Here is an 18,539-nt window from a genome sequence, read left to right as displayed (position 1 = left end):
AGCAAGTGACGTGAGCACTGATACCAGACTTAAATCCGATCGGCTTGTCGCCGCCCCCATGCCGGATAAGGCAGAAACCAACGACGTCGACGTCAAGCTGACAGTGGAATTTGTCGACATCGGTTATGACCCCACCATCATGCATAACGGGCGCGAATGCATGGTCGATCCGAAGGGGCGCCCGATCCCGGTGGACAATATCTCGCCCAAGGACAAGCTGGTCGATCAGGCAGTGCGCAAGATAATCTGCTACGCAGGCGAGCTTTCTGACCAGATTGGTCGCTTCAAGGGCCATACCTTCGACGATATCGGCGCGCTGATGGACGTCCTTCGGGAAGAATATGGTGCGCCCGTGGGCGGTAAGAAGGGCAATGTCACCTTCACCAGCTTCGACGGCCTGCTAAAGGTCGCGGTACAGGTGCAGGACCACATTGCTTTCGGGCCCGAACTGCAAATTGCCAAAGAACTGATCGACCAGTGCATCAATGACTGGTCCGCCGATGCTTCCGACAAAATCCGCGCCCTGGTCAACCACGCCTTCGATGTTGACAGACCGGGCAACGTCAACCGCGAAGCCCTGTTCGCCCTGCGCAAGATCGAGATTGACGATGATCGCTGGCGGAAGGCGCAGCAGGCCATCACGGACAGCATCCGCGTGGAAGGCAGCAAGTCCTACTGCCGCTTCTACCATCGCGCAGACATCGATGCGCCCTGGCAGGCCATCAAAGTCGATCTGGCGGCAGCATGATGACCGACCCGCGGGAGCATACGACGCCCCAGGAGCTAAGGACCGCGCTCATTGAGCTGACGCTGTGCGCGGTCCCGTTCGCCAAGCAATACGGCCGCGGCCGGAGCGAGGCGCAAAAGCTTCTGATGGCGGCGATCGTGACCGCGCGTGATGTCATGAACCGCCCCACGGCAGGGGCTACCCCCGCCCCTGCCGACCCCAAAGACCCCGATGCCCTGATCCGGGATTACATCGCCCAAGGCGGTGACTGGCAGGCGCTGATAACGGCGATAAACCGCAACGCCAACGATGCAGTTTACCAGCGTTACCAGCAGCACAAGAAGGAGGCCCTTGGCCATGAGCAAGCGCAAAGCCACTAAAGTGTTTCGGGTTTACGGTGCTGATGCATCGATCATCGTTATCGCCCGCCATGCCAAGGGTGCCCGCACGCTTGCCGCGCAGGAAATGCCAGGCGTGACTGCACGCAGCACGGTCGAGCTGCTTGAGGTCCAGGCAAAGACCCGCGCCTTCAACTATGAAAAGGTCGAAGCTGATGCCTGCGCTTAACTTCCAGAAGCGCTTTGCTCCGCTTGTTGAATCTGGCGCAAAGCCCCAGACGATCCGCGCCTGGCGTAAGGATGGCCGCGATGTGAAACAAGGTGATCGACTTTTCCTTTATACAGGTATGCGCACCAAGGCTTGCCGCAAGCTCGGAGAATCCATATGCACAGGCACCAGCCCTGTCATCATCCATGAAGATGGCATGGTGCTTGGGGGTATGCTCCTGCCGAACCACACCCCGATTCTAAACTCTATCGCTAACCGTGATGGTTTCGTTTCGTGGTCCGAAATGCACACGTGGTTCCGGCAGGAGCATGGCCCCATATTCGGGGGGCAACTGATCGAGTGGGGACCGCTGCAATGACGGTCTATACCCACTTCCAGGATATCCCATATCTGACCTATGACGTGTTAGAAGCAGACCCGGCCTGGCCATGGAAAACCTATTCGGACAAAGGTTTGGATAGGAGCCCGGAGCGGCACTATAGCACCATGACGGTGGCTGATATTGAGGCACTGCCCGTTGCCGATATTGCCAAGCCGGATTCGGTCCTGTTTCTCTGGATCACAGCCCCCGTGCTCGCAGGCGGCCGCCACAAGCAAGTCATCGGTGCCCCTATGAGCATCCGCCCCCTTAGCAACAGGGAATCCGTTCACCTGAGCGTCATGGAGGCTTGGGGGTTCGAGTGCAAGGCCCTTGCCTTTGTATGGGTCAAGACGCGGCAGGCCTTCATGGGCGATGCTATCACTGACCGGGACTGGCACCGCGGCATGGGTAAATATACCGCTCAAAATGCCGAGCTGTGCTTTGTCGGCACCCGCGGCCGACCTCCTGCACCAATTGAAAAACTTCTGCCTCAAATCATCACGGACCCAGCCCGTGAGCACAGCCGGAAACCCGAGACAGCACACGACAGAATTCGCCGGATGTATGGCGGAAAACGTATCGAGTTGTTCAGCCGCCAGGAGCGCCCTGGCTTCGATGCCTGGGGCAACCAGGTGGATCACTTTGAAAGGATGGAAGGATGAGCCAGGAAGATGACGAAAAGCAAACCATAGGAGAACCCGGCAGGCTGGACTGGATGCCGCTGCCCATTCTGGCAATAGATGCAAGCTATCAGCGTGATGCTGCGAGCCGGCGTTCGTCGGCGCTGATTAACAGGATCGCCGACGGGTTTGACTGGAGCCAATTGCAGCCGCTCGTAGTGGCCGAACGCCCGGACGGCACCTATTTTGTTGTCGATGGCCAGCACCGCCTCGCCGCCGCCGAAAAATGCGGCGTTGACAAGCTGCCCTGCTACATTGTCCCGGCGACGGCGCTGTCGGCCGAGGCCAACAGTTTTGTGGGCATCAACAAGAACCGCGTGAATATCACCCCGCTTCAGGTCTACCATGCGGAGCTGGCCGCGGGTGATCCAGCCGCCATGCAGGTAGCAGAGATCGCCCAAGAGGCGGGCGTCACCATACCCAAGAACCCTACCGTAGTAGGCCCTCAAAATGACCGCGTTACGCCGCCCAAGGTTTTGACCTGCATTTCCAGGCTCAAAAAGTGCCTTCTGACATTTGGCGCGGACGCGGTGAAAGACGCCATGATCGCTCTGGTAGAAGCCGGGGATGACCATTCCAACTATCTGGGCGCGTCCTTCCTAGAAGGCGTGGTGATGATCTATGCCAGGCATGGTTTCAACGGCGTTCTGGACCCAGATCGGCTGATTGAAACGATTGCAGAACGGGACGACGACGGCTGGAAAGAGGCTTGCCAGAATCTACGTTCATTCGAGCCGGTCAACGTTTCCGCTGGCTACGCCAAGGTCATCGGTAAGGCATATGACAAGAACCTGCGCGAGGGCTCCCGCCTGAATATGTGACCGAGATACAGGCGGGGCGGTTAGACCTTGCGGGTGATTGGCTATCCCCCGGCCATAGTGGCCACCCTGCCCCGCCTGTTAGCACCATGAAAGGAAGAACCATGGCACTTGAGGATATCAAACCAACCACCATCGAGGGCATCAAACGCCTGGCAAAGCAACTGAAAAAGGCCGAGGGCCTGAAACATACTGATGCCCTGAACAGGGCAGCACGCCAGGCTGGCTATGCTGACTTTGCTCAAGCCGCCCAAGCCCATTCTGAGAAGGGGTAGATCATGATGAATACCTATCTCGTTCAGGACAGCGACTGGCCATGGGTATGCGGTGATGGCAACGCGCGTTTGGTGGAAGCTGAATCCCCTGAAGGCGCCGCACTGGAAGCCCTACGCCAGTGGGACGCAGAAGACCGAGTTGACGGTGCCTCACTGAATATCTGCGAGGTCCAGACGCATTTCTTCCTGCTGGCCGGTAAGAATGACGATGATCAGTTCGTCATCGACGGTGAAACCCTCGACTTCCGCAATATCAAAGACACGGCAGAATAGGAGGCCTGATATGGGATACCCGTCACGAGGTTATGAAACAGCCGCCAGCTTCGATGCATCCCGCAAGGTACTGCTGGCCAAGGTTCATATCGCCAAGAAACAGCTTGGCCTGGATGATGAAACTTACCGCAGCCTGTTGCGGGGTCACTTCGGTAAGGACTCCGCCGCTCGCCTCACGAATGCGCAGCTCGACCAGCTCGTGCGCTATTTCAAGCACCAGGGCTTCAAAACAAAGCCCGCCACCACGAAGGGCCAGAAGCCGGCCGACCATGACCAGGCAGGCAAGATGCGCGCCCTGTGGGTTTCTCTGTACCATCTCGGCATCATCTCAGATGCTTCTGAGAAGGCCCTGAGCGCCTTCGCTTGGCGTGTGACTGGTGGCAAGAGCAAGAACGGCAAGGCGCGCCTTCAGTGGGTGCAGGGCGCTGATGCTTACAAGGTGATTGAGGCGCTGAAGGCGATCGCCACGCGCCAGGCCGGTGTCGACTGGTCACCACTCATCAAGGACTATGCCTCCGGCCCGGTAATCGACCCCCGCAAGCGCGTCCTGGAGGCACAGCTGGTGATCGCCACCAAGCTGCACATTGCCTTTGATGACATGACGGCAGCGCTGGCACCGATCGGCGGCACCTACCGGATGCGCCGCACCGACTATGCGGAATCCGACCTCGATGCCGCGATCGAAAACATGGGCAACCACATTCGCGCCCTTCAGGCGAAAGGCTGAGCCGTGGACGACTGCCCGTTCAATACCCCTTGGGACCAGCTGCCTGGACTGCTGGCCGAGATCGCCGAGATCACGAGCGTGCAGGTTGCGCTCAAGATCGCGGCGGCCAAGGGCGGGCAGCTGGCCTATATCCCGTCCAGGTTCAAGGATGACAGCCACTGGCTGCCCAAAACCGTCGGCATGGAAGATGCCCTGGTGATCGCCGATCATTTCGCCGGTAATGGCAAGGGCGAAAGCCATCTGATCCCCATGGCAGGAACAGGCGAACGGGCACGCCGCTGGCAGGCAATCCAGAAAATGATTGACGACGGCGAATCCGCTGACAAGATAGCGGCAGCCACGGGCGTGCATCGCCGGACGGTGTTTCGCCGCAAGAAAAAGCCGGCCCCGGACTTCCCTCTTTTCGACTTCATCGACACCGAATAATCCCACCGCTAGTGACATCTGTCACTATTCTTGCCCTTACCCCATACACATAGAGTTGGCTCCGATACAGGGAGCTAACGCATGTCAGACCGCCGCGCAGAATTTGACCTTTCGGGCGAACAGAAGTTCGACCTGGCCGTCAAACATACCCTGCAGTTTGAAGGTGGCTTTGTTGACGATCCGCGTGATCCTGGCGGTGCCACCAAATTTGGGGTATCGCTTCGCTTCCTCAGAGGCGCCGGGCATGACCTGGGTGATATCGATGGCGATGGCGATGTTGACACCGATGATATCAAAGCGCTGACCCGCGACCAGGCGATCGCCATCTACAAGTCAAAATTTTGGGACCGTTATGGCTATGGTGACCTACCGACCACCATTGCTGCCCGCACCTTCGATATGTGCGTGAATATGGGGCCGAAGCAGGCACATATTACCCTTCAGCGCGCCCTCAGGTCCTGCAGCTATGGGGTTAAGGTCGATGGCTATATGGGTCCCCAAACCATCGGAGCAGCTGACAGTTATGTCGCTCTTATGCGCTCAGCTGAGCCCTTGATGGATGCCATCCGTCGTGAGCAAGCGAAATTCTATTGCGACCTGGTCGCGGAGAAACCTGCCCTGAAGAAATATCTCGACGGGTGGCTTAGGAGGGCACGCGCATGAGCCTGTGGAGCGGCTTGAAATCAATCATTGCCCCGGTCGCCCCAATCCTGGGCACTGTTATCGGCGGCCCGGCCGGCACGATCGCGGGCGCCATGATCGCCAAGAAGCTTGGCGTCGAGGCAACCCCTGAAGCTGTGCAGCAGGCACTGCAGGCAGACCCGAACGCCGCGTCGAAGCTTGCGCAGATCGAGGCCGAAAACCGGGGTGACCTGGATAAGCTCTATGCGGAAGCCGTCCTGGCGGAAGTCCATGAGCAAAACCAGACGATGCGCGCGGAGATCGCCAGCCAGGATAAGTTCGTCAGACGCTGGCGGCCCTTCTTCGGCTATGTGACGGCCATCTGTTTCCTGGCCCAATTCCTGATGGTGCTGATCGTCGGCACCTATACGGTCATTTGGGACCCAGACCATATCACCCAAACATTCAATGGCCTGTTCCAGATTTGCAGCGCCTTGACCTCGACCTGGGCCATCGCTCTCAGCGTGCTCGGTGTCAGCATTGCCCAACGATCGCGCGACAAACAGATCGCAGCTGGGCACCCGCCGGAGCCTTCGCTTATCGGCGCGATTACCCAACGACTTATTGGAGGAACGCAGCGTGGATGACGCAGACCTCGCCCAGGAGCAAACGGAAACGCGCCTGGGCCTGACAATTGCCGCTGCCCGGGCCAAGGCCAGGGCGCTTTCAGGAGCATCGCTAGGTGCGATGGCCATGGCTGCCCCAAGGGAGAAGGAAATCCATTTCGGCGAATGCCATGAATGTGGTGATCCGATCGAGCCGGCCAGGCTGAAGGCGGTCCCTGGCGCAATGCTGTGTATTGACTGCCAGCAGGCAGCGGAAAGGAAGGCACGGTGAGCACGGATGATATCAAAACGGCGCTGCAGCTGGTCCAGGTTGTCCTGCTTCCTGTCTGCGGATGGCTGTGGTCCCGTTACAAGGACCAACTGAAACAGCATGTCATCCTGAAGGAACGGGTCGGAAAACTTGAGGCCCAGGTGGAGAACACACCGAGCAAGGAATCCGTCCACCAGCTCATGCTGAGCCTATCCGATATGGGGGGCACCGTGAAGGTCATGCAGGAACGCCTTGGCGGTTTTGGTGACACGGTCAAACGCAGCGAGCGTGTCATGGAGCGCGTCGAAAAATACCTTTTGGAGCACAATAAATGAGCTACGGAGATTATCTCGCAAGCGATCGCCGTCTGGTTATGCTGCGCATCCTGAAGGGTGCGCCTGGACACTCGCTCAACTGCCGATCAATGCAAAAGGTCCTAATCGGGGCCGGGCACCGGGTATCGCTCGATCGTGTCAGAACTGAAGCAGCCTGGCTTGAGGAACAGGGTGTCATCAAGACAGAGCCCTTCGAAGCTGCAGCGGCCAAAGGCTACATGATCCTGACACTGACCCAGCGTGGTACAGATGTGGCAAACGGCCATACCGAAGTGCCCGGCATCGATGTGCCCAGCGGAGACTGACCATGGGGCGCAAGGCGAAGATCGACCGAATGCCAGAAGAAATCCGCGACCTGATCGCGGGTTTATTCAATGCCGGCAAGACCATCGACCAGGTGCGCGGCAAGCTGTGGGAGCTGGTTGAAGATGGTGATCTTCCTGAGCAGCTGATGCCCGGACGCTCGGCCCTGGGTCACCACAAGAAAAAGCTGGATACCTATACGGAGAAGGTCAGGCGCTCGCGCGAGATTGCCGATGTTCTTGTTTCCAGGTTCGGCTCCGGTCCTGAATCCAAAACCGCTCGCCTCAATATCGAAATGGGCCACACCATGATGTTGGACCTGTTCATGGCCGCCAACATGGAGCCCGATGAAGATGGGCAAGTAAACATGCGTGTCGACCCCATGGGCGCCATGCTGATGTGTAAGGCGATCGACCACCTGGCCAGCGCAGCGAAGAAGGATGCTGAGCTGGTCAAGAAGGCTCGTGAGGAAGCGGCCAAGCTGGCAGCGGAAGCTGTTGATGATGCCGCTGTAGAGGCAGGCCTTAACGATGAGCAGGCCGCCCTGATCCGCGCCAAAATTCTTGGCGTCCATGATCAGCTGGAGCAGCCATGACCGAAGCCTACGAACCGCTCTCACCGGCCGAGGAAAAGCAGGCACTGGAGCTTGTCGAGGATATCCAGGCCGAGCGCGGCACCAACCGGCTGAAGCTGAAGGATGTGCCGAACGTATTGCTGCCCTATCAGGCACGTTGGCACGCCGACAAGGCCGCGATCCGGATAGGCGAGAAGTCCCGCCGCGTTGGCTTCACCTGGGGCTGTCATGGGGCCGAAGCTCCACTTGAGGCCAGCATCAAAGGCCCGGCCGGCATGGACCAGTTTTACATGGGCTATAATATGGCAATGGCGGCCGAGTTCATCGGGGATGCTGCCTTCTTTGCCAAGGCATATCAGCTTGTCGCCTCGCAGATGGAGGCCTTCCGACAGATCATCCTGATCGAGGATGAGAAGACCGATATCATCACATACCGGATACGCCTGGCTAATGGCCGCAAGATCGAGGCACTTTCATCTGCCCCGCATAACTGGCGGGGTAGGCAGGGCCATGCCCGGGTTGATGAGGCGGGCCACCATAAGGACCTGGCAGCGGTGATTGATGCCGCCATGGCTTTCAAACTATGGGGTGGCCGTATATCGATCACTGGCACCCACAATACCGAGGAAAGTCAGTTCAATGCCTATATCAAGGAAATCCGCGCAGGAAACTTGCCCTGGTCGCTGCACCGATGCGATTTCGACCAGGCACTGGCCGAAGGCTTCTATAAGCGGGTATGCCTGGTAAAGGGCCTGGAGTGGTCTGCCGAAGCTGAAGCCAAATACAGGGCGGATGCCTGGGCAAGCTACCCGGATAAGGAAGCTGCCGATGAGGAGCTGGGCGCCATACCCAGGAAAGGGTCAGGCATTTACTTCCCCCGTCTCCTGGTGGAGAACGCCGGCATCGATGGCGTACCGGTGTTGCGGTTCGCCAAGAAGGATGCCTTCTTCACCGACCCGAACCGGGAGAAGATTACCCAGGACTGGCTAGATGAACAGGTAGCGCCCTTCCTGGTCCAGCTCGACCCCGAGCTGCGTACCGTAGCCGGCCAGGACTTTGGCCGGGACAATGACTTATCGGTTATCAAGATCGCCCAACGGCATACGCCCTTAGTATGGCGCATCGCCTTCAGGATCGAGCTACGGAATATCCCCTTCGATATGCAGGAGCTGATCGGCTTCTATATCTTCGATCGCCTTCCCAAATTCAGGCACGCCAAATTTGATGCCCGCGGCAACGGCCAGTCACTTGCTGAGAAGATGGCCCAAAAATACACCACGCAGCGGATCGACTGTGTGAAGGCCACGACGGCACATTATGACGAAGCGATGCCCAAATACCGGGCTGCGCTGGAAGGCCGTACCTTCCTGATCGAGAAGGATGAAGACAGCATCCAGGACCACCGCAGCCTAGTTCGTGTCAGCGGTCATTGTGCCGTGTCGGGTGCCAAAAACAAAGGCATTGCCGACGGCAAGAACCGCCATGGCGACAGCGCGATCGCCAGTCTGAACTGTTATCTCGCGACTCTCGAAGAAGGGGAGCCCGGCGCAGGGGCAACCTCAGAAAACAAATCCAAACCATCAAACCGACGCGGGCAAGGCCAGGACCAGATAATTAAGCGTCCTAGCGGTCTTCGCTTCCTCGGCATGTTCCATAGGAGATAGTCAGATGAAACCGCTTAAATGGCTCAGTACTGCCTTCGGTAGCGGAGAGGATAAGGTCACGCAAGACACCTATGAAGCCGATACTGACCAAGACCAGGAGCCTACCACCGCAACCGTGCGAGAGGCTGCCGGAGCCAATGTCGATCTACGTGATGAACCTGGCTATCGGAAGATCACAGGAGACAGCTTGCGTGACCTTCAGGGGATTTCGCATGAGCGGATGCTGGAGCTGGCCGTCTACCTGTGGCGGTCAAACCCGGTAGCCAACCGCCTGGTCGAGCTGCCGATGGCGTATCTGCTGGGTGAGGGTGTAACCTACAAGGTGGCAGATCAGGAAGCACAGGGCTGGCTTGACCAGTTCTGGAACCATCCGATCAACAAGATGGACTTGAAGCTGCCGAAGAAGGTCCGGGAACTGTCGTTATATGGTGTTCAGTGTTGGCCGGCCTTCGTGCATGACGTGACCGGCGAAGTACAATTGGCCTATCTGGACCCGGCGCAGATCGGCCACGTCATCATGGACCCGCAAAACGCTGAGCAGCCGATCGGCATCGTGACCAAAAAGGACAAGAAGGGAAATAGCAAGCGATACCGCGTGATTATCAATGGTCCAGAGTCCGTCTTCACCAAACGGACGCAGGAGATCAGGGCCAGCTTCACCGATGGCGATTGCTTCTATTTCAAGATCAATGACCTATCGAACACGACCCGTGGTACAAGTGACCTTCTACCCGTTGCTGATTGGCTTGATGGGTACGACCAGGCACTGTTTGGCGAACTGGATAGGTGGGACTTCCTGCGCGCCTTCATTTGGGATGTAACAATCAATGGTGCTACGCAGGAAGATATCGATGCGCGGGCTAAGCAGATCGATGCTCCGCCAGCTGGTGGTGTACGTGTCCATAATGAAAATGAAGTATGGGACGTCGTTACGCCTGATCTGAAGTCGGTCGACACGGATTCCCTGGCACGACTATTTCGCAACCATATCCTGGGCTCAGTTACCGTCCCCGAACACTGGTATGGCGGTGGTGGTGACGTAAACCGCGCGACCGGTGAAAGCATGAATGAGCCGACCTTCAAAATATTCTCGATGCGTCAACAGACCTGGAAGTTCATTCTGGAGGAAGTGCTGACCTTTGTGGTACGCCAGCGGCTCATTGCCATCCTGGGTGACGACCCCAAAGTCCCGTGGGAAGATTATCTGCCCACTATCGACTTCCCGGAAATGAGCGCCAAGGACATTTCCAAATATGCCACTGCCTTCACCCAGATTGTCAGCGGCGTCATGATCGCCCTGGACAAGGGGCTGATCACCGATACGCTTGCCCTGGTACTGTTGTCTTCGATCGCAAAGCGCCTGGGCGTCGATATCGATCCGTCCGTCGAGCTGGAGGCTGCCCAAAAGGCTGCCCAGGAAAAGAAGCAGGCAGATACTTATCCCGGGGTAGACCCAAACCTGGCGAATAACGCATGACACCGTCTGAACGCCGCGCGGCCTTCGAGAAAGCCAAGCGCCTGCAGCTCAAAGAGTTGATCCAGGCTAACAGGGACACGGCTGCGGAAGTCCAGGCGCTTTTGAAGCAGGCCAAGGCCGAGTTGCAGGCCATATTGCGGGGCGCACCGACAGATTTCCAGGCCTTCCAGCTGCCACAGCTCAACCGGTCGATCGACGGTGTAATGGCCGAGATCGAAACGGCCTTATCTCGGCACGCTGGCGAACGTGCCACGACAGCTCATGCCATGGGGCAAGCTCTCATTGACAAGCCGATCCAGGCCGCCGGCATAAATATCGCCGCCTTTCTTCCTGAAGTGGATACCAGACAGCTTATTGCGATCCGTAACTTCATGACGGACCGGCTGAAGGCTGCAACGATCGACGCGGCCGCCAGCGTGCGTGCTTCACTTGGCCTGGTGGTAATAGGCAGCAAAACCCATAGCGAAGCCGTGGCAGACGTCGCCCATTATATGGAGACAACCAGGTCCCGCGCCTGGACGATCGTACGCACCGAGGTCGGCAGGGCTTATGCTACGGCCTCACAGGAGCGCAAGATGATGGCGAGCGCTTACCTGCCCGGACTAAAGAAACAGTGGCGCCGGTCGGGCAAGATACATAGCCGCAAGGCCCATGATGCTGCAGATGGTCAGATCGTCCCTGTTGAGCAGCCTTTCATCATTGACGGGCACAAGCTGATGCACCCGCGCGACCCGGCCGCCCCGGCATCCGAAACCATTAACTGCGGCTGCCTGTCCCTGCCGATCATGGATCATTGGCAGGTGCGTACACCAGGCCGACAGGCCTTCACCCAGGAAGAACTGAAATTAAATCCGTTCAAGCGCGATCTTGCTGCGGCCCTGGGGTCAAAATGAGTTAATTGGATTTCCGGCCCGACAAGGCCCCATGACACCTTTTAAGCACCCAGCGCCCATGTATGGCATAGCTTTAGCCTTCTCAGACGCTTCTCAGGCTTCTCAGGGTCAATATTTATAGCAATCAGATGATGAATTCAGCGTGATGCCGCTTTGGGGGATGTCTTCCGGGACAAGCTCTTGATGGTGACACCTGTCACTATTCTTGCCCCTCTCCATAGGTCCTACCTTGCACAAGTCAGAGGCCGCCGACAAGGCGCTTTTTTACTGAACATTACCGAGCAGGGAATGGAACCATGACCACAAAGAAGAAAACCGGCGCGCAATCCCAGGTGAAAGCGGCCGAAAAAGCTGCGGCCACTACGCCGGCAGACCAAACCAGCACAGATGATCAGACCCCGGACACTGAGGGCACCGCACCCGCTGCGCCTGAAGATACGGTGAAAGATGTTGCTCCGGCAGGTGATGCTGGCCAGGCGGAAGACAAGGCCGCTGCGCTTGTCGCTGTCCTGGGCAAAAAGAAAATCTGTGATCGCCTCGACAAAGACAAGGTCGGGGAGCGGGCGGTTACGGCGGCGGATATCATGTCCCACCGCGAAACCGCACCGGGCGTCTTTTCGGTCGTCCTGGCTGATGGCTCCAAGCATACCGTGGCCGTGGAGCTTTGACCATGAAGCTGGCAGCTATCATCCGCGCGACGATAGGGTCGCTGCCCCTGGTCGGCGCTGAGCCGATCAGAGAGGCCTTTGAGGGAGACCTGAGACAGCTTTCAGACCTGCTTCAGGGAAAGATCAAGGCGGCGCTGGAGCTGACCGGCGAGGAAGACTGGTGGCCGTATATCCGGGCGCTGTTCAATGACTTCATCATTGTCGAAACCAAATCCGGCAAGCTGATGAAGTATGCCTATTCGGTCAATGGCACCGATGTGACCCTGGGCAACCCGGTCGAAGTGACCCTGACATATCAAGAGGTCAAGGAAGCCCAAGCCGGTGTCCAGGTGCCAGGTGCTGCTTTCATGGAAGCAACTGGTACGCCCGGCAGCCAATATAAAATCAGGGTAGTTGCCGCCGGGGTCAGCGGCAACGGCAACTATTATCCTGATGCCGTCCTGAAGGAAGCCACGCCCATGTTCGATGGGGTGCGCGTCTTCGTCAAATCCGATGCTGAGCACCTGCAGGGTGCTGCCAAGGATGTCCGCAACATCATCGGCGTTCTCAAGGACCCCGTCTTCATCGAGGGGCAATCTCCGGACACCGGTGAAATCCAGGCGACTTTCAAGCTCCTGGAGCCGGAAGGCGACATCGGCGTGAAGCTCCGGGAAGCCTGGGACCGGGATATGACCGGCCTGTTTGGCTTCTCGATCGATGCCTTCGCGCGTGCCAAGGCCAAGACAATCAGCGGCCGCCGCGTTCGCGAGGCGGTCAAGTTCCAGAAAGTAAACTCGGTGGACCTTATCGTCGAGCCCGGCGCGGGCGGCGCGGTCCTCAACCTTCTCGAAGCAAAGAAAGAGGAAACCCAAGTCATGAACCGCGACCAGATTATCGCGCTTTTGGAAGCAAAGGGCCGGCTCGATGGTGTCGATGTCGACTCCCTTACCGATGAGCAGCTGCAGGAACGCCTGGCAGAAGCTGTCTCAACTGTTGAACCTGAGGTGCCTGAAGGCGCAGGCGCCAGCTCGTCCGAGAACGGCAACGGCGGTGATGTGAACAGCGAGGTGCGCAAGATCATCGCGCGGGATACCAGTATGCGTGAAGCTGTCAATGCTTCGAAGCTACCGGCAGTCTCGAAGACCCGCCTGATCGAAGGCTTCGCTGACCGTGACGACTATACTGCGGCCGACGTAACCAAAGCGATCAAGGCCGAGGGCGACTATGTTGCTCAATTCTCTGAAAGCGGCCGGGTCCAGGGCCTGGGTAGCAGCCATTTCGAGGTTGGGGATAGCAACCTGAACGCCGTCAATATGCTCGAAGCCTTCTTCGACCCCTCACACGCCAACCATCGGGATGCTCAGTCGATCAAGCAAATCTATGCCGAGATCACGGGCGATAGCCGCGTAACCGGCCAGATGCAGCATTGTAACCGGTCCCGGATGCGCGAAGCCTTCAGCAATATCCCGGATGATATGGGCATTTTTGTTGAGGCGGTCGACAGCACCACTTTCTCCACTGTGCTGGGAGCCGTGATGCACCGCCGTCTTCTGGCCGACTACCGGACCGAGGACCAGTATGGTGTTTGGCGCCAGCTGGCGGAAGTTGGCAGCGCCAATGACTTCAAAGAGATGAAAATCTCTCGGATTGGTGGCTATGGTGACCTTCCGGACGTCACTGAAGGTAGCCCGTATGGAGCCTTGACCTCGCCGAGCGAGGAATCGGCAGGCTACTCCGTCTCCAAGCGTGGCGGTACCGAAAGCGTGACGATCGAGGCCATCAAGAATGATGATACCCTCGCGCTGCGCCGCATTCCGATGAAGCTTTCGCGGGCGGCCAAGCGAACGCTGAGCAAGTTCGTCCTGGATTTCCTGGCAACCAACCCGACCATCTATGACGGCCTTACGCTGTTCCATGCCACCCATGGCAACCTTGGATCGGCAGCCCTTGACAAGGTCAGCCTTGCGGCGCGGCGTCTGGCGATGATGCAACAGCAGGAGCCGGGCTCCCTGGACCCGATCGGCATTACGCCGAGGAACCTGTGGGTGCCGCCTGAGCTTGAGGAAGCAGCGGTCGACCTGTTCCGGCGCAATACCGAGAATGACAAGACTTTCGTCGCCTCGCTGACCATGAACGTGCTTCCGGTCTGGTACTGGACCGATGCCAACAACTGGTTCCTGTCCGCCGATACGGCTGAGGTTCCGAGCGTCCAGGTCTCCTTCCTGGATGGTCAGCAGGAACCGGAGCTGTTCATCCAGGATGATCCGCGGTCGGGCAGTCTCTTCAGCAACGACAAGATCACCTACAAAATCCGCCACATCTACGGTGGCAATGTGGGTGACTTCCGCGGCCTCGACGGTTCGATCGTCGTGTAACCGAATAAACCCCGAGGACGGGCGTAGACGGGATGGCAGGACGATAGGCCACCCCCGAGCCCAGACCCACCTAAAGCCCCAGCCTGGTACGGCCGTCCCCGTACCGGAGTTGGGCACAGAATTAAGGACTTCATAATGGCGCTGGCCGACCTTCAAGACCTGGTAAATGATCTGATCCGCGATGAGGGCACCGAGATCAGCGTCACGCAGCGCGACCGGGCCATTGAGCTGGCACGCTTTCAATACAGCCGTAATCGCCCTCGACGCCTTACAGAAACGCTGACTGCCGATGCTAACGGCAAGCTACCGTTTCCCGTGGCCTGGGAAGATGGCTTCAGTGAATTTACATATGCCGCCCTGGGCGATATCGATCCTGTCCTATCCGTCATCGAGACACAGGCGGGCCAGAGCATCAAGACTGAGCGTAGCCTGAATGAAGGCGACAATGTCGAGGTGGTCTATACCGCCCTGCATATGGCGGATGGCGTCACCTACACGATCAGCACAGTCGACCAGCAGGCTGTTGCCTCCTGGGCCGCTGCCGCGCTCCTGGGCCAACTGGCGACCAAGCACGCCGGCGATGAGGATAGTACCATCCAAACAGATGCTGTGAACCAACAGACGCAAAGTCAGCGCTATAGCAGCCGCTCCAAGGCCCTGCAGGCACAGTATTACGAGCTTCTGGGCATCAAGCCAGGCAAGCCGAAACCAGCCTTCGCGGTTGCCGATATGGACCTCAAGACCAGCCGCGGACGTAGCCGTATCTGGCATAGCGGAAAGTATCGCTGATGCTGATTGAGCCGCATTTCAATATCGAGGCGCTGAAGCCGGTCAATGAGGCCCTGCTTGCCGTTGGTGCGGCTGCTCTCGACGAGCTGGAGGTCGGCGGTATCGAGGCCGGGTTGTTCCTGGAGCGCGAGGTTAAGGAGCGGACTCCCGTAGGCGTGGGTGGTGCTGGCGGCTTGCGCGGTTCCATCACCAGCCATACCGGCCGGATCGGCGTCGAGCGGATCGAGACGGTCGTGGGGACACCCAGCCCCTATGCTGTGCCCGTCGAGCTTGGCGCCCGTCCGCATTTCCCACCGATCATCCCGCTGGTTGATTGGGTGATCCACAAGCTTGGCGTCAATCCGGATGCAGCGCGCGGCGTTGCCTTCCTGGTCGCCCGTAAGATCGCCACGAAGGGGACAAAAGCCGTCATGATGTTCACCCGTTCCCTTGAGGCTAGCCAGGCGCAGATCGAGACCATCTATATCCGCCGGGCTGAGCAGGCCCTGAGCGAGATTGGAGGGCGGTAGATGAGCTGGCACCGTACAGTCCGTGATGCAATCAAAGCCCGTATCGAAAGCGCCGGCGCCGTCGGCAATGTCTATACGTTCGAGCGCTTCGATAAGGATCGCCGCGCTATGGAGGCATTCTTCACTCTTCAGGATGGTTCCATCCTCGCCTGGAACATCCGCCGGGTCCGCTGGACTGAGCGTGAGGCAACGCCTGGTCATAGCATCAATATCGATACTGTTTGGGACATACGGGCTTACAAAGGCCTGACGGATGCCAGCTCCAGCGAGCTTGATTTCGACGATATGCTCGATGCCGTCGCCGCTGCCTTCAGGGCTGAGACATGGCTGTGCAATGGCACCAAGCTTTTGAACCGTGATGGCCAGGTCGGCCTGCAGCTCATGTCCTCTGAGCCTGTGACGCTTGTGAATGCCCTTGCCCATGGCGCCCGACTGGAGCTGGCTACCCAAAGCTATATCGAAATTCCAGACAATACGGTGATCGGGCCGCTGACCGATGCCAAGGTCGGCATCGCCCCCAATATCGGGCCAGCTCACATTGGAGATTATAAGGATATCGCCAATGCGGGATGAGATTAGCAGCTTCGAGAATATCGATATCCGTCGCCGGGTCGACAACCTGATCCGCTTTGGCACAATCGCTGAGGTGGACCTGGTCAAAGCCCGCTGCCGCGTCACCATGGGCACCCTGACCTCCGGCTGGTTGCCGTGGAAGACAGCCCGGGCGGGTGGCGATCGCACCTGGTGGCCGCCTGAGAAAGATGAACAGGTCATGGTCCTGGCTCCTGGCGGTGACCTGGCACAGGCCTTTGCCCTGTCCGGCCTATTCAGTGATGCATCCCCGGCGCCAGACCAGTCTGCAGATCTGTCAGGCATCTTCTATAGCGACGGAGCGAAGATCCTCTATGACCGCGCGGCACATGCGCTGACAGCTGATTTGCCCGCGGGTGGTACCGCGCATATCAATGCCGACGGCGGGATTACGCTGACCGGTCCCACCCGGATCGAGGGCACGTTGGAAGTCACTGCAACGGTTCACGCCCAGGGTGATATCTCATCCGATGCCAATGTCAGCGATGCCAAGCATTCCATGCAAGATGTTTACGACATCTACGATGGCCACACCGGCCATAACACTGCCGATGGCAAACCAACCCAGAAGATGAACTGAAGGAGCTAGGACCATGGCTAAGCCTACGGCCACGACAAAGTTTGAGATTGCAGTATCCGGTCACTTCATGGGCCGCTGGCGCGAGGAAGGTGAACCGATCGACCTGACTGAAGGCCAGGCCAAGTATCAGACCCACCGGCTGCGCCCGCCGGGGAGCGTTAAGAAGGCGGAAGCGTCCGTGCCGAAAAAGGCGCGCCGTGAGAAGACCGGGAGTGAGCAACAGAAGTGACCCAGGGCACGTCAAATACAACGGGCCTGGTGCTCGATGGCTTCGACCATCTGTTTCAGTCGGTGCGCGACATCCTGACCACGCCGATCGGGTCCAGGACGCTGCGCCGTAGTTATGGCAGCCGTCTGCATGAGCACCTGGATGCTCCGCTCGATGCCACGACGGTTGCCGATATCGTCGCCGATACAGCCGAGGCCCTGTCAGCATGGGAGCCTCGCCTGACGCTAACCAAGGTACTGGTCGAGGCGGCCGGTAGTGATGGCTATGCCAGCCTGACGCTTCAGGGCGTGTCCAATTTCACCGGCGGCAGCGTTGTCATGGAGGGGATCGTCATATGACTTTCAATGCTATCGATCTGTCGAAACTACCTGGTCCGGATATTGTCGAAACTCTTTCGGCCGAGAATGAACTTCAGTCTCTGAAGGATGACCTGATTGCCAGCTACCCGGCGATCGCGGATGCGCTCAACCTTGAAAGCGAACCCATGGTCAAGTTCCTGGAGCTGGTGGCTTATCGGATCACGCTTCTGAAGGCGCGGGTCAATACCGCTTCACTCGGTGTCATGATCGCCCATGCCACCGGCAATGACCTGGATAACCTGGCTGCCGTCGTACCTTTGGAGCGTAAGGTGCTAGCCGCAGGCAATGCCGATGCGATCCCGCCGATCGACCCGACCTATGAAACCGATGATGAATTCAGGGCTCGGATTACCCTGGCACCCTATGCCTTCTCGGTTGCGGGTCCTGCGGGTGCTTACAAGTTCCATGCCCTCAGCGCGCATTCTGATGTGAAGGATGTGGCAGTCGATCAGCCATCACCTGGTGTTGTCCGCGTCACTATTCTGTCGCGGGTCGGCAATGGTATTCCCACCCAGGCCGTCCTCGATGCCGTGACCTCGCTGCTCACGAATGATGATGTCCGGCCCCTTGGCGATTCCGTCCAGGTCCAGGCTGCGACTGTGGCCAGCTACGACGTTACGGCAACCCTGACCGTTCTGCCCGGCCCGGATTCTGAAGTTGTCCGCCAGGCAGCTCTTGCTGCGCTCCAGGACTATGCTGACGCAACCCATGCGATCGGTGCTACTGTCACGCTCGCCGGCATTACCGCCAGCCTGTTCCAGGCGGGTGTGCAGAATGTCACGCTGACCTCGCCTGTAGCAGATATCGTCGCCGCGGCCACTGAAGCACCTTATCTCGGCACACCAACGGTAACCGTGGGGTGA

At 58.5% G+C, this 18,539-nt stretch carries 28 protein-coding genes; all 28 read left to right on the top strand.

All coding sequences use genetic code 11. The features are described from left to right. The first annotated feature begins 10 nt into the window (after positions 1 to 10). Positions 11 to 748: a DUF3164 family protein gene (locus K6118_RS05730; protein WP_247119267.1), complete on the top strand. Its 738-nt coding sequence runs from the start codon at positions 11 to 13 to the stop codon at positions 746 to 748. Then, complete coding sequence (locus K6118_RS05725; RefSeq protein WP_247119266.1) at positions 745 to 1,107, top strand: hypothetical protein; 363 nt, start codon at positions 745 to 747, stop codon at positions 1,105 to 1,107. The genes K6118_RS05730 and K6118_RS05725 overlap by 4 nt, the downstream gene beginning before the upstream one ends. Further along, on the top strand, positions 1,085 to 1,294 hold the full coding sequence (locus tag K6118_RS05720) for a hypothetical protein (RefSeq protein WP_247119265.1): 210 nt from the start codon (positions 1,085 to 1,087) through the stop codon (positions 1,292 to 1,294). Before K6118_RS05725 ends, K6118_RS05720 begins: the two co-directional genes overlap by 23 nt. Beyond that, the gene (locus K6118_RS05715) at positions 1,281 to 1,652 is read left to right on the top strand and encodes a hypothetical protein (protein ID WP_247119264.1); all 372 of its coding nucleotides are present in this window, start codon (positions 1,281 to 1,283) and stop codon (positions 1,650 to 1,652) included. The genes K6118_RS05720 and K6118_RS05715 overlap by 14 nt, the downstream gene beginning before the upstream one ends. Next, on the top strand, positions 1,649 to 2,317 hold the full coding sequence (locus K6118_RS05710) for an MT-A70 family methyltransferase (protein WP_247119263.1): 669 nt from the start codon (positions 1,649 to 1,651) through the stop codon (positions 2,315 to 2,317). Before K6118_RS05715 ends, K6118_RS05710 begins: the two co-directional genes overlap by 4 nt. Further along, complete coding sequence (locus K6118_RS05705) at positions 2,314 to 3,156, top strand: ParB N-terminal domain-containing protein (protein ID WP_247119262.1); 843 nt, start codon at positions 2,314 to 2,316, stop codon at positions 3,154 to 3,156. The genes K6118_RS05710 and K6118_RS05705 overlap by 4 nt, the downstream gene beginning before the upstream one ends. A gap of 101 nt (positions 3,157 to 3,257) precedes the next feature. Next, the gene (locus tag K6118_RS05700) at positions 3,258 to 3,428 is read left to right on the top strand and encodes a hypothetical protein (protein WP_247119261.1); all 171 of its coding nucleotides are present in this window, start codon (positions 3,258 to 3,260) and stop codon (positions 3,426 to 3,428) included. 3 nt (positions 3,429 to 3,431) lie between these two features. Beyond that, positions 3,432 to 3,701, top strand: a complete 270-nt coding sequence (locus K6118_RS05695; protein WP_247119260.1) for a hypothetical protein — start codon at positions 3,432 to 3,434, stop codon at positions 3,699 to 3,701. A gap of 10 nt (positions 3,702 to 3,711) precedes the next feature. Further along, positions 3,712 to 4,428, top strand: coding sequence for a gp16 family protein (locus tag K6118_RS05690; RefSeq protein ID WP_247119259.1), 717 nt, complete (start codon positions 3,712 to 3,714; stop codon positions 4,426 to 4,428). A gap of 3 nt (positions 4,429 to 4,431) precedes the next feature. Beyond that, positions 4,432 to 4,854, top strand: coding sequence for a helix-turn-helix domain-containing protein (locus K6118_RS17500; protein ID WP_247119258.1), 423 nt, complete (start codon positions 4,432 to 4,434; stop codon positions 4,852 to 4,854). A gap of 81 nt (positions 4,855 to 4,935) precedes the next feature. Further along, the gene (locus K6118_RS05680) at positions 4,936 to 5,517 is read left to right on the top strand and encodes a glycoside hydrolase family 108 protein (RefSeq protein ID WP_247119257.1); all 582 of its coding nucleotides are present in this window, start codon (positions 4,936 to 4,938) and stop codon (positions 5,515 to 5,517) included. Further along, positions 5,514 to 6,122, top strand: a complete 609-nt coding sequence (locus tag K6118_RS05675; RefSeq protein WP_247119256.1) for a 3TM-type holin — start codon at positions 5,514 to 5,516, stop codon at positions 6,120 to 6,122. The genes K6118_RS05680 and K6118_RS05675 overlap by 4 nt, the downstream gene beginning before the upstream one ends. Next, positions 6,115 to 6,372: a TraR/DksA C4-type zinc finger protein gene (locus K6118_RS17495; protein WP_247119255.1), complete on the top strand. Its 258-nt coding sequence runs from the start codon at positions 6,115 to 6,117 to the stop codon at positions 6,370 to 6,372. The genes K6118_RS05675 and K6118_RS17495 overlap by 8 nt, the downstream gene beginning before the upstream one ends. Further along, complete coding sequence (locus tag K6118_RS05665; protein ID WP_247119254.1) at positions 6,369 to 6,686, top strand: DUF2730 family protein; 318 nt, start codon at positions 6,369 to 6,371, stop codon at positions 6,684 to 6,686. Before K6118_RS17495 ends, K6118_RS05665 begins: the two co-directional genes overlap by 4 nt. Next, positions 6,683 to 6,991 carry a VpaChn25_0724 family phage protein gene (locus K6118_RS05660; protein WP_247119253.1) on the top strand — a complete coding sequence of 103 codons (309 nt, stop codon included), beginning with the start codon at positions 6,683 to 6,685 and terminating at the stop codon, positions 6,989 to 6,991. The genes K6118_RS05665 and K6118_RS05660 overlap by 4 nt, the downstream gene beginning before the upstream one ends. A gap of 2 nt (positions 6,992 to 6,993) precedes the next feature. After that, positions 6,994 to 7,584 (top strand): phage protein Gp27 family protein, encoded by a 591-nt coding sequence (locus K6118_RS05655; protein ID WP_247119252.1) that lies wholly within the window; start codon positions 6,994 to 6,996, stop codon positions 7,582 to 7,584. Beyond that, positions 7,581 to 9,227: a hypothetical protein gene (locus tag K6118_RS05650; protein ID WP_247119251.1), complete on the top strand. Its 1,647-nt coding sequence runs from the start codon at positions 7,581 to 7,583 to the stop codon at positions 9,225 to 9,227. The genes K6118_RS05655 and K6118_RS05650 overlap by 4 nt, the downstream gene beginning before the upstream one ends. 4 nt (positions 9,228 to 9,231) lie before the next feature. Beyond that, the gene (locus K6118_RS05645) at positions 9,232 to 10,704 is read left to right on the top strand and encodes a phage portal protein (protein WP_247119250.1); all 1,473 of its coding nucleotides are present in this window, start codon (positions 9,232 to 9,234) and stop codon (positions 10,702 to 10,704) included. Next, complete coding sequence (locus tag K6118_RS05640) at positions 10,701 to 11,597, top strand: phage minor head protein (RefSeq protein WP_247119249.1); 897 nt, start codon at positions 10,701 to 10,703, stop codon at positions 11,595 to 11,597. Before K6118_RS05645 ends, K6118_RS05640 begins: the two co-directional genes overlap by 4 nt. Positions 11,598 to 11,893: 296 nt before the next feature. Then, a complete protein-coding gene (locus K6118_RS05635; protein WP_247119248.1) occupies positions 11,894 to 12,265 on the top strand; it encodes a hypothetical protein in 372 nt (123 codons plus the stop codon). Between the two features lie 2 nt (positions 12,266 to 12,267). After that, the gene (locus K6118_RS05630; RefSeq protein WP_247119247.1) at positions 12,268 to 14,619 is read left to right on the top strand and encodes a Mu-like prophage major head subunit gpT family protein; all 2,352 of its coding nucleotides are present in this window, start codon (positions 12,268 to 12,270) and stop codon (positions 14,617 to 14,619) included. 135 nt (positions 14,620 to 14,754) lie between these two features. Further along, positions 14,755 to 15,408, top strand: coding sequence for a hypothetical protein (locus K6118_RS05625; protein ID WP_247119246.1), 654 nt, complete (start codon positions 14,755 to 14,757; stop codon positions 15,406 to 15,408). Further along, a complete protein-coding gene (locus tag K6118_RS05620; RefSeq protein ID WP_247119245.1) occupies positions 15,408 to 15,917 on the top strand; it encodes a hypothetical protein in 510 nt (169 codons plus the stop codon). The genes K6118_RS05625 and K6118_RS05620 overlap by 1 nt, the downstream gene beginning before the upstream one ends. Then, entirely contained in the window at positions 15,918 to 16,490 is a 573-nt protein-coding gene (locus tag K6118_RS05615; protein ID WP_247119244.1) for a hypothetical protein, read from the top strand. Further along, complete coding sequence (locus tag K6118_RS05610; RefSeq protein WP_247119243.1) at positions 16,480 to 17,088, top strand: phage baseplate assembly protein V; 609 nt, start codon at positions 16,480 to 16,482, stop codon at positions 17,086 to 17,088. Before K6118_RS05615 ends, K6118_RS05610 begins: the two co-directional genes overlap by 11 nt. A 13-nt stretch (positions 17,089 to 17,101) precedes the next feature. Then, positions 17,102 to 17,317, top strand: a complete 216-nt coding sequence (locus tag K6118_RS05605; RefSeq protein ID WP_247119242.1) for a hypothetical protein — start codon at positions 17,102 to 17,104, stop codon at positions 17,315 to 17,317. Next, complete coding sequence (locus K6118_RS05600; protein WP_247119241.1) at positions 17,314 to 17,655, top strand: GPW/gp25 family protein; 342 nt, start codon at positions 17,314 to 17,316, stop codon at positions 17,653 to 17,655. Before K6118_RS05605 ends, K6118_RS05600 begins: the two co-directional genes overlap by 4 nt. Beyond that, positions 17,652 to 18,539 (top strand): baseplate assembly protein, encoded by an 888-nt coding sequence (locus K6118_RS05595; RefSeq protein WP_247119240.1) that lies wholly within the window; start codon positions 17,652 to 17,654, stop codon positions 18,537 to 18,539. The genes K6118_RS05600 and K6118_RS05595 overlap by 4 nt, the downstream gene beginning before the upstream one ends.

Origin of the sequence: Kordiimonas marina (assembly GCF_023006325.1) — a bacterium.
Classification (GTDB): domain Bacteria; phylum Pseudomonadota; class Alphaproteobacteria; order Sphingomonadales; family Kordiimonadaceae; genus Kordiimonas; species Kordiimonas marina.
The sequence above is the reverse complement of the archived record's forward strand: the minus strand, read 5'-3'. Positions and strand labels throughout refer to the sequence as shown.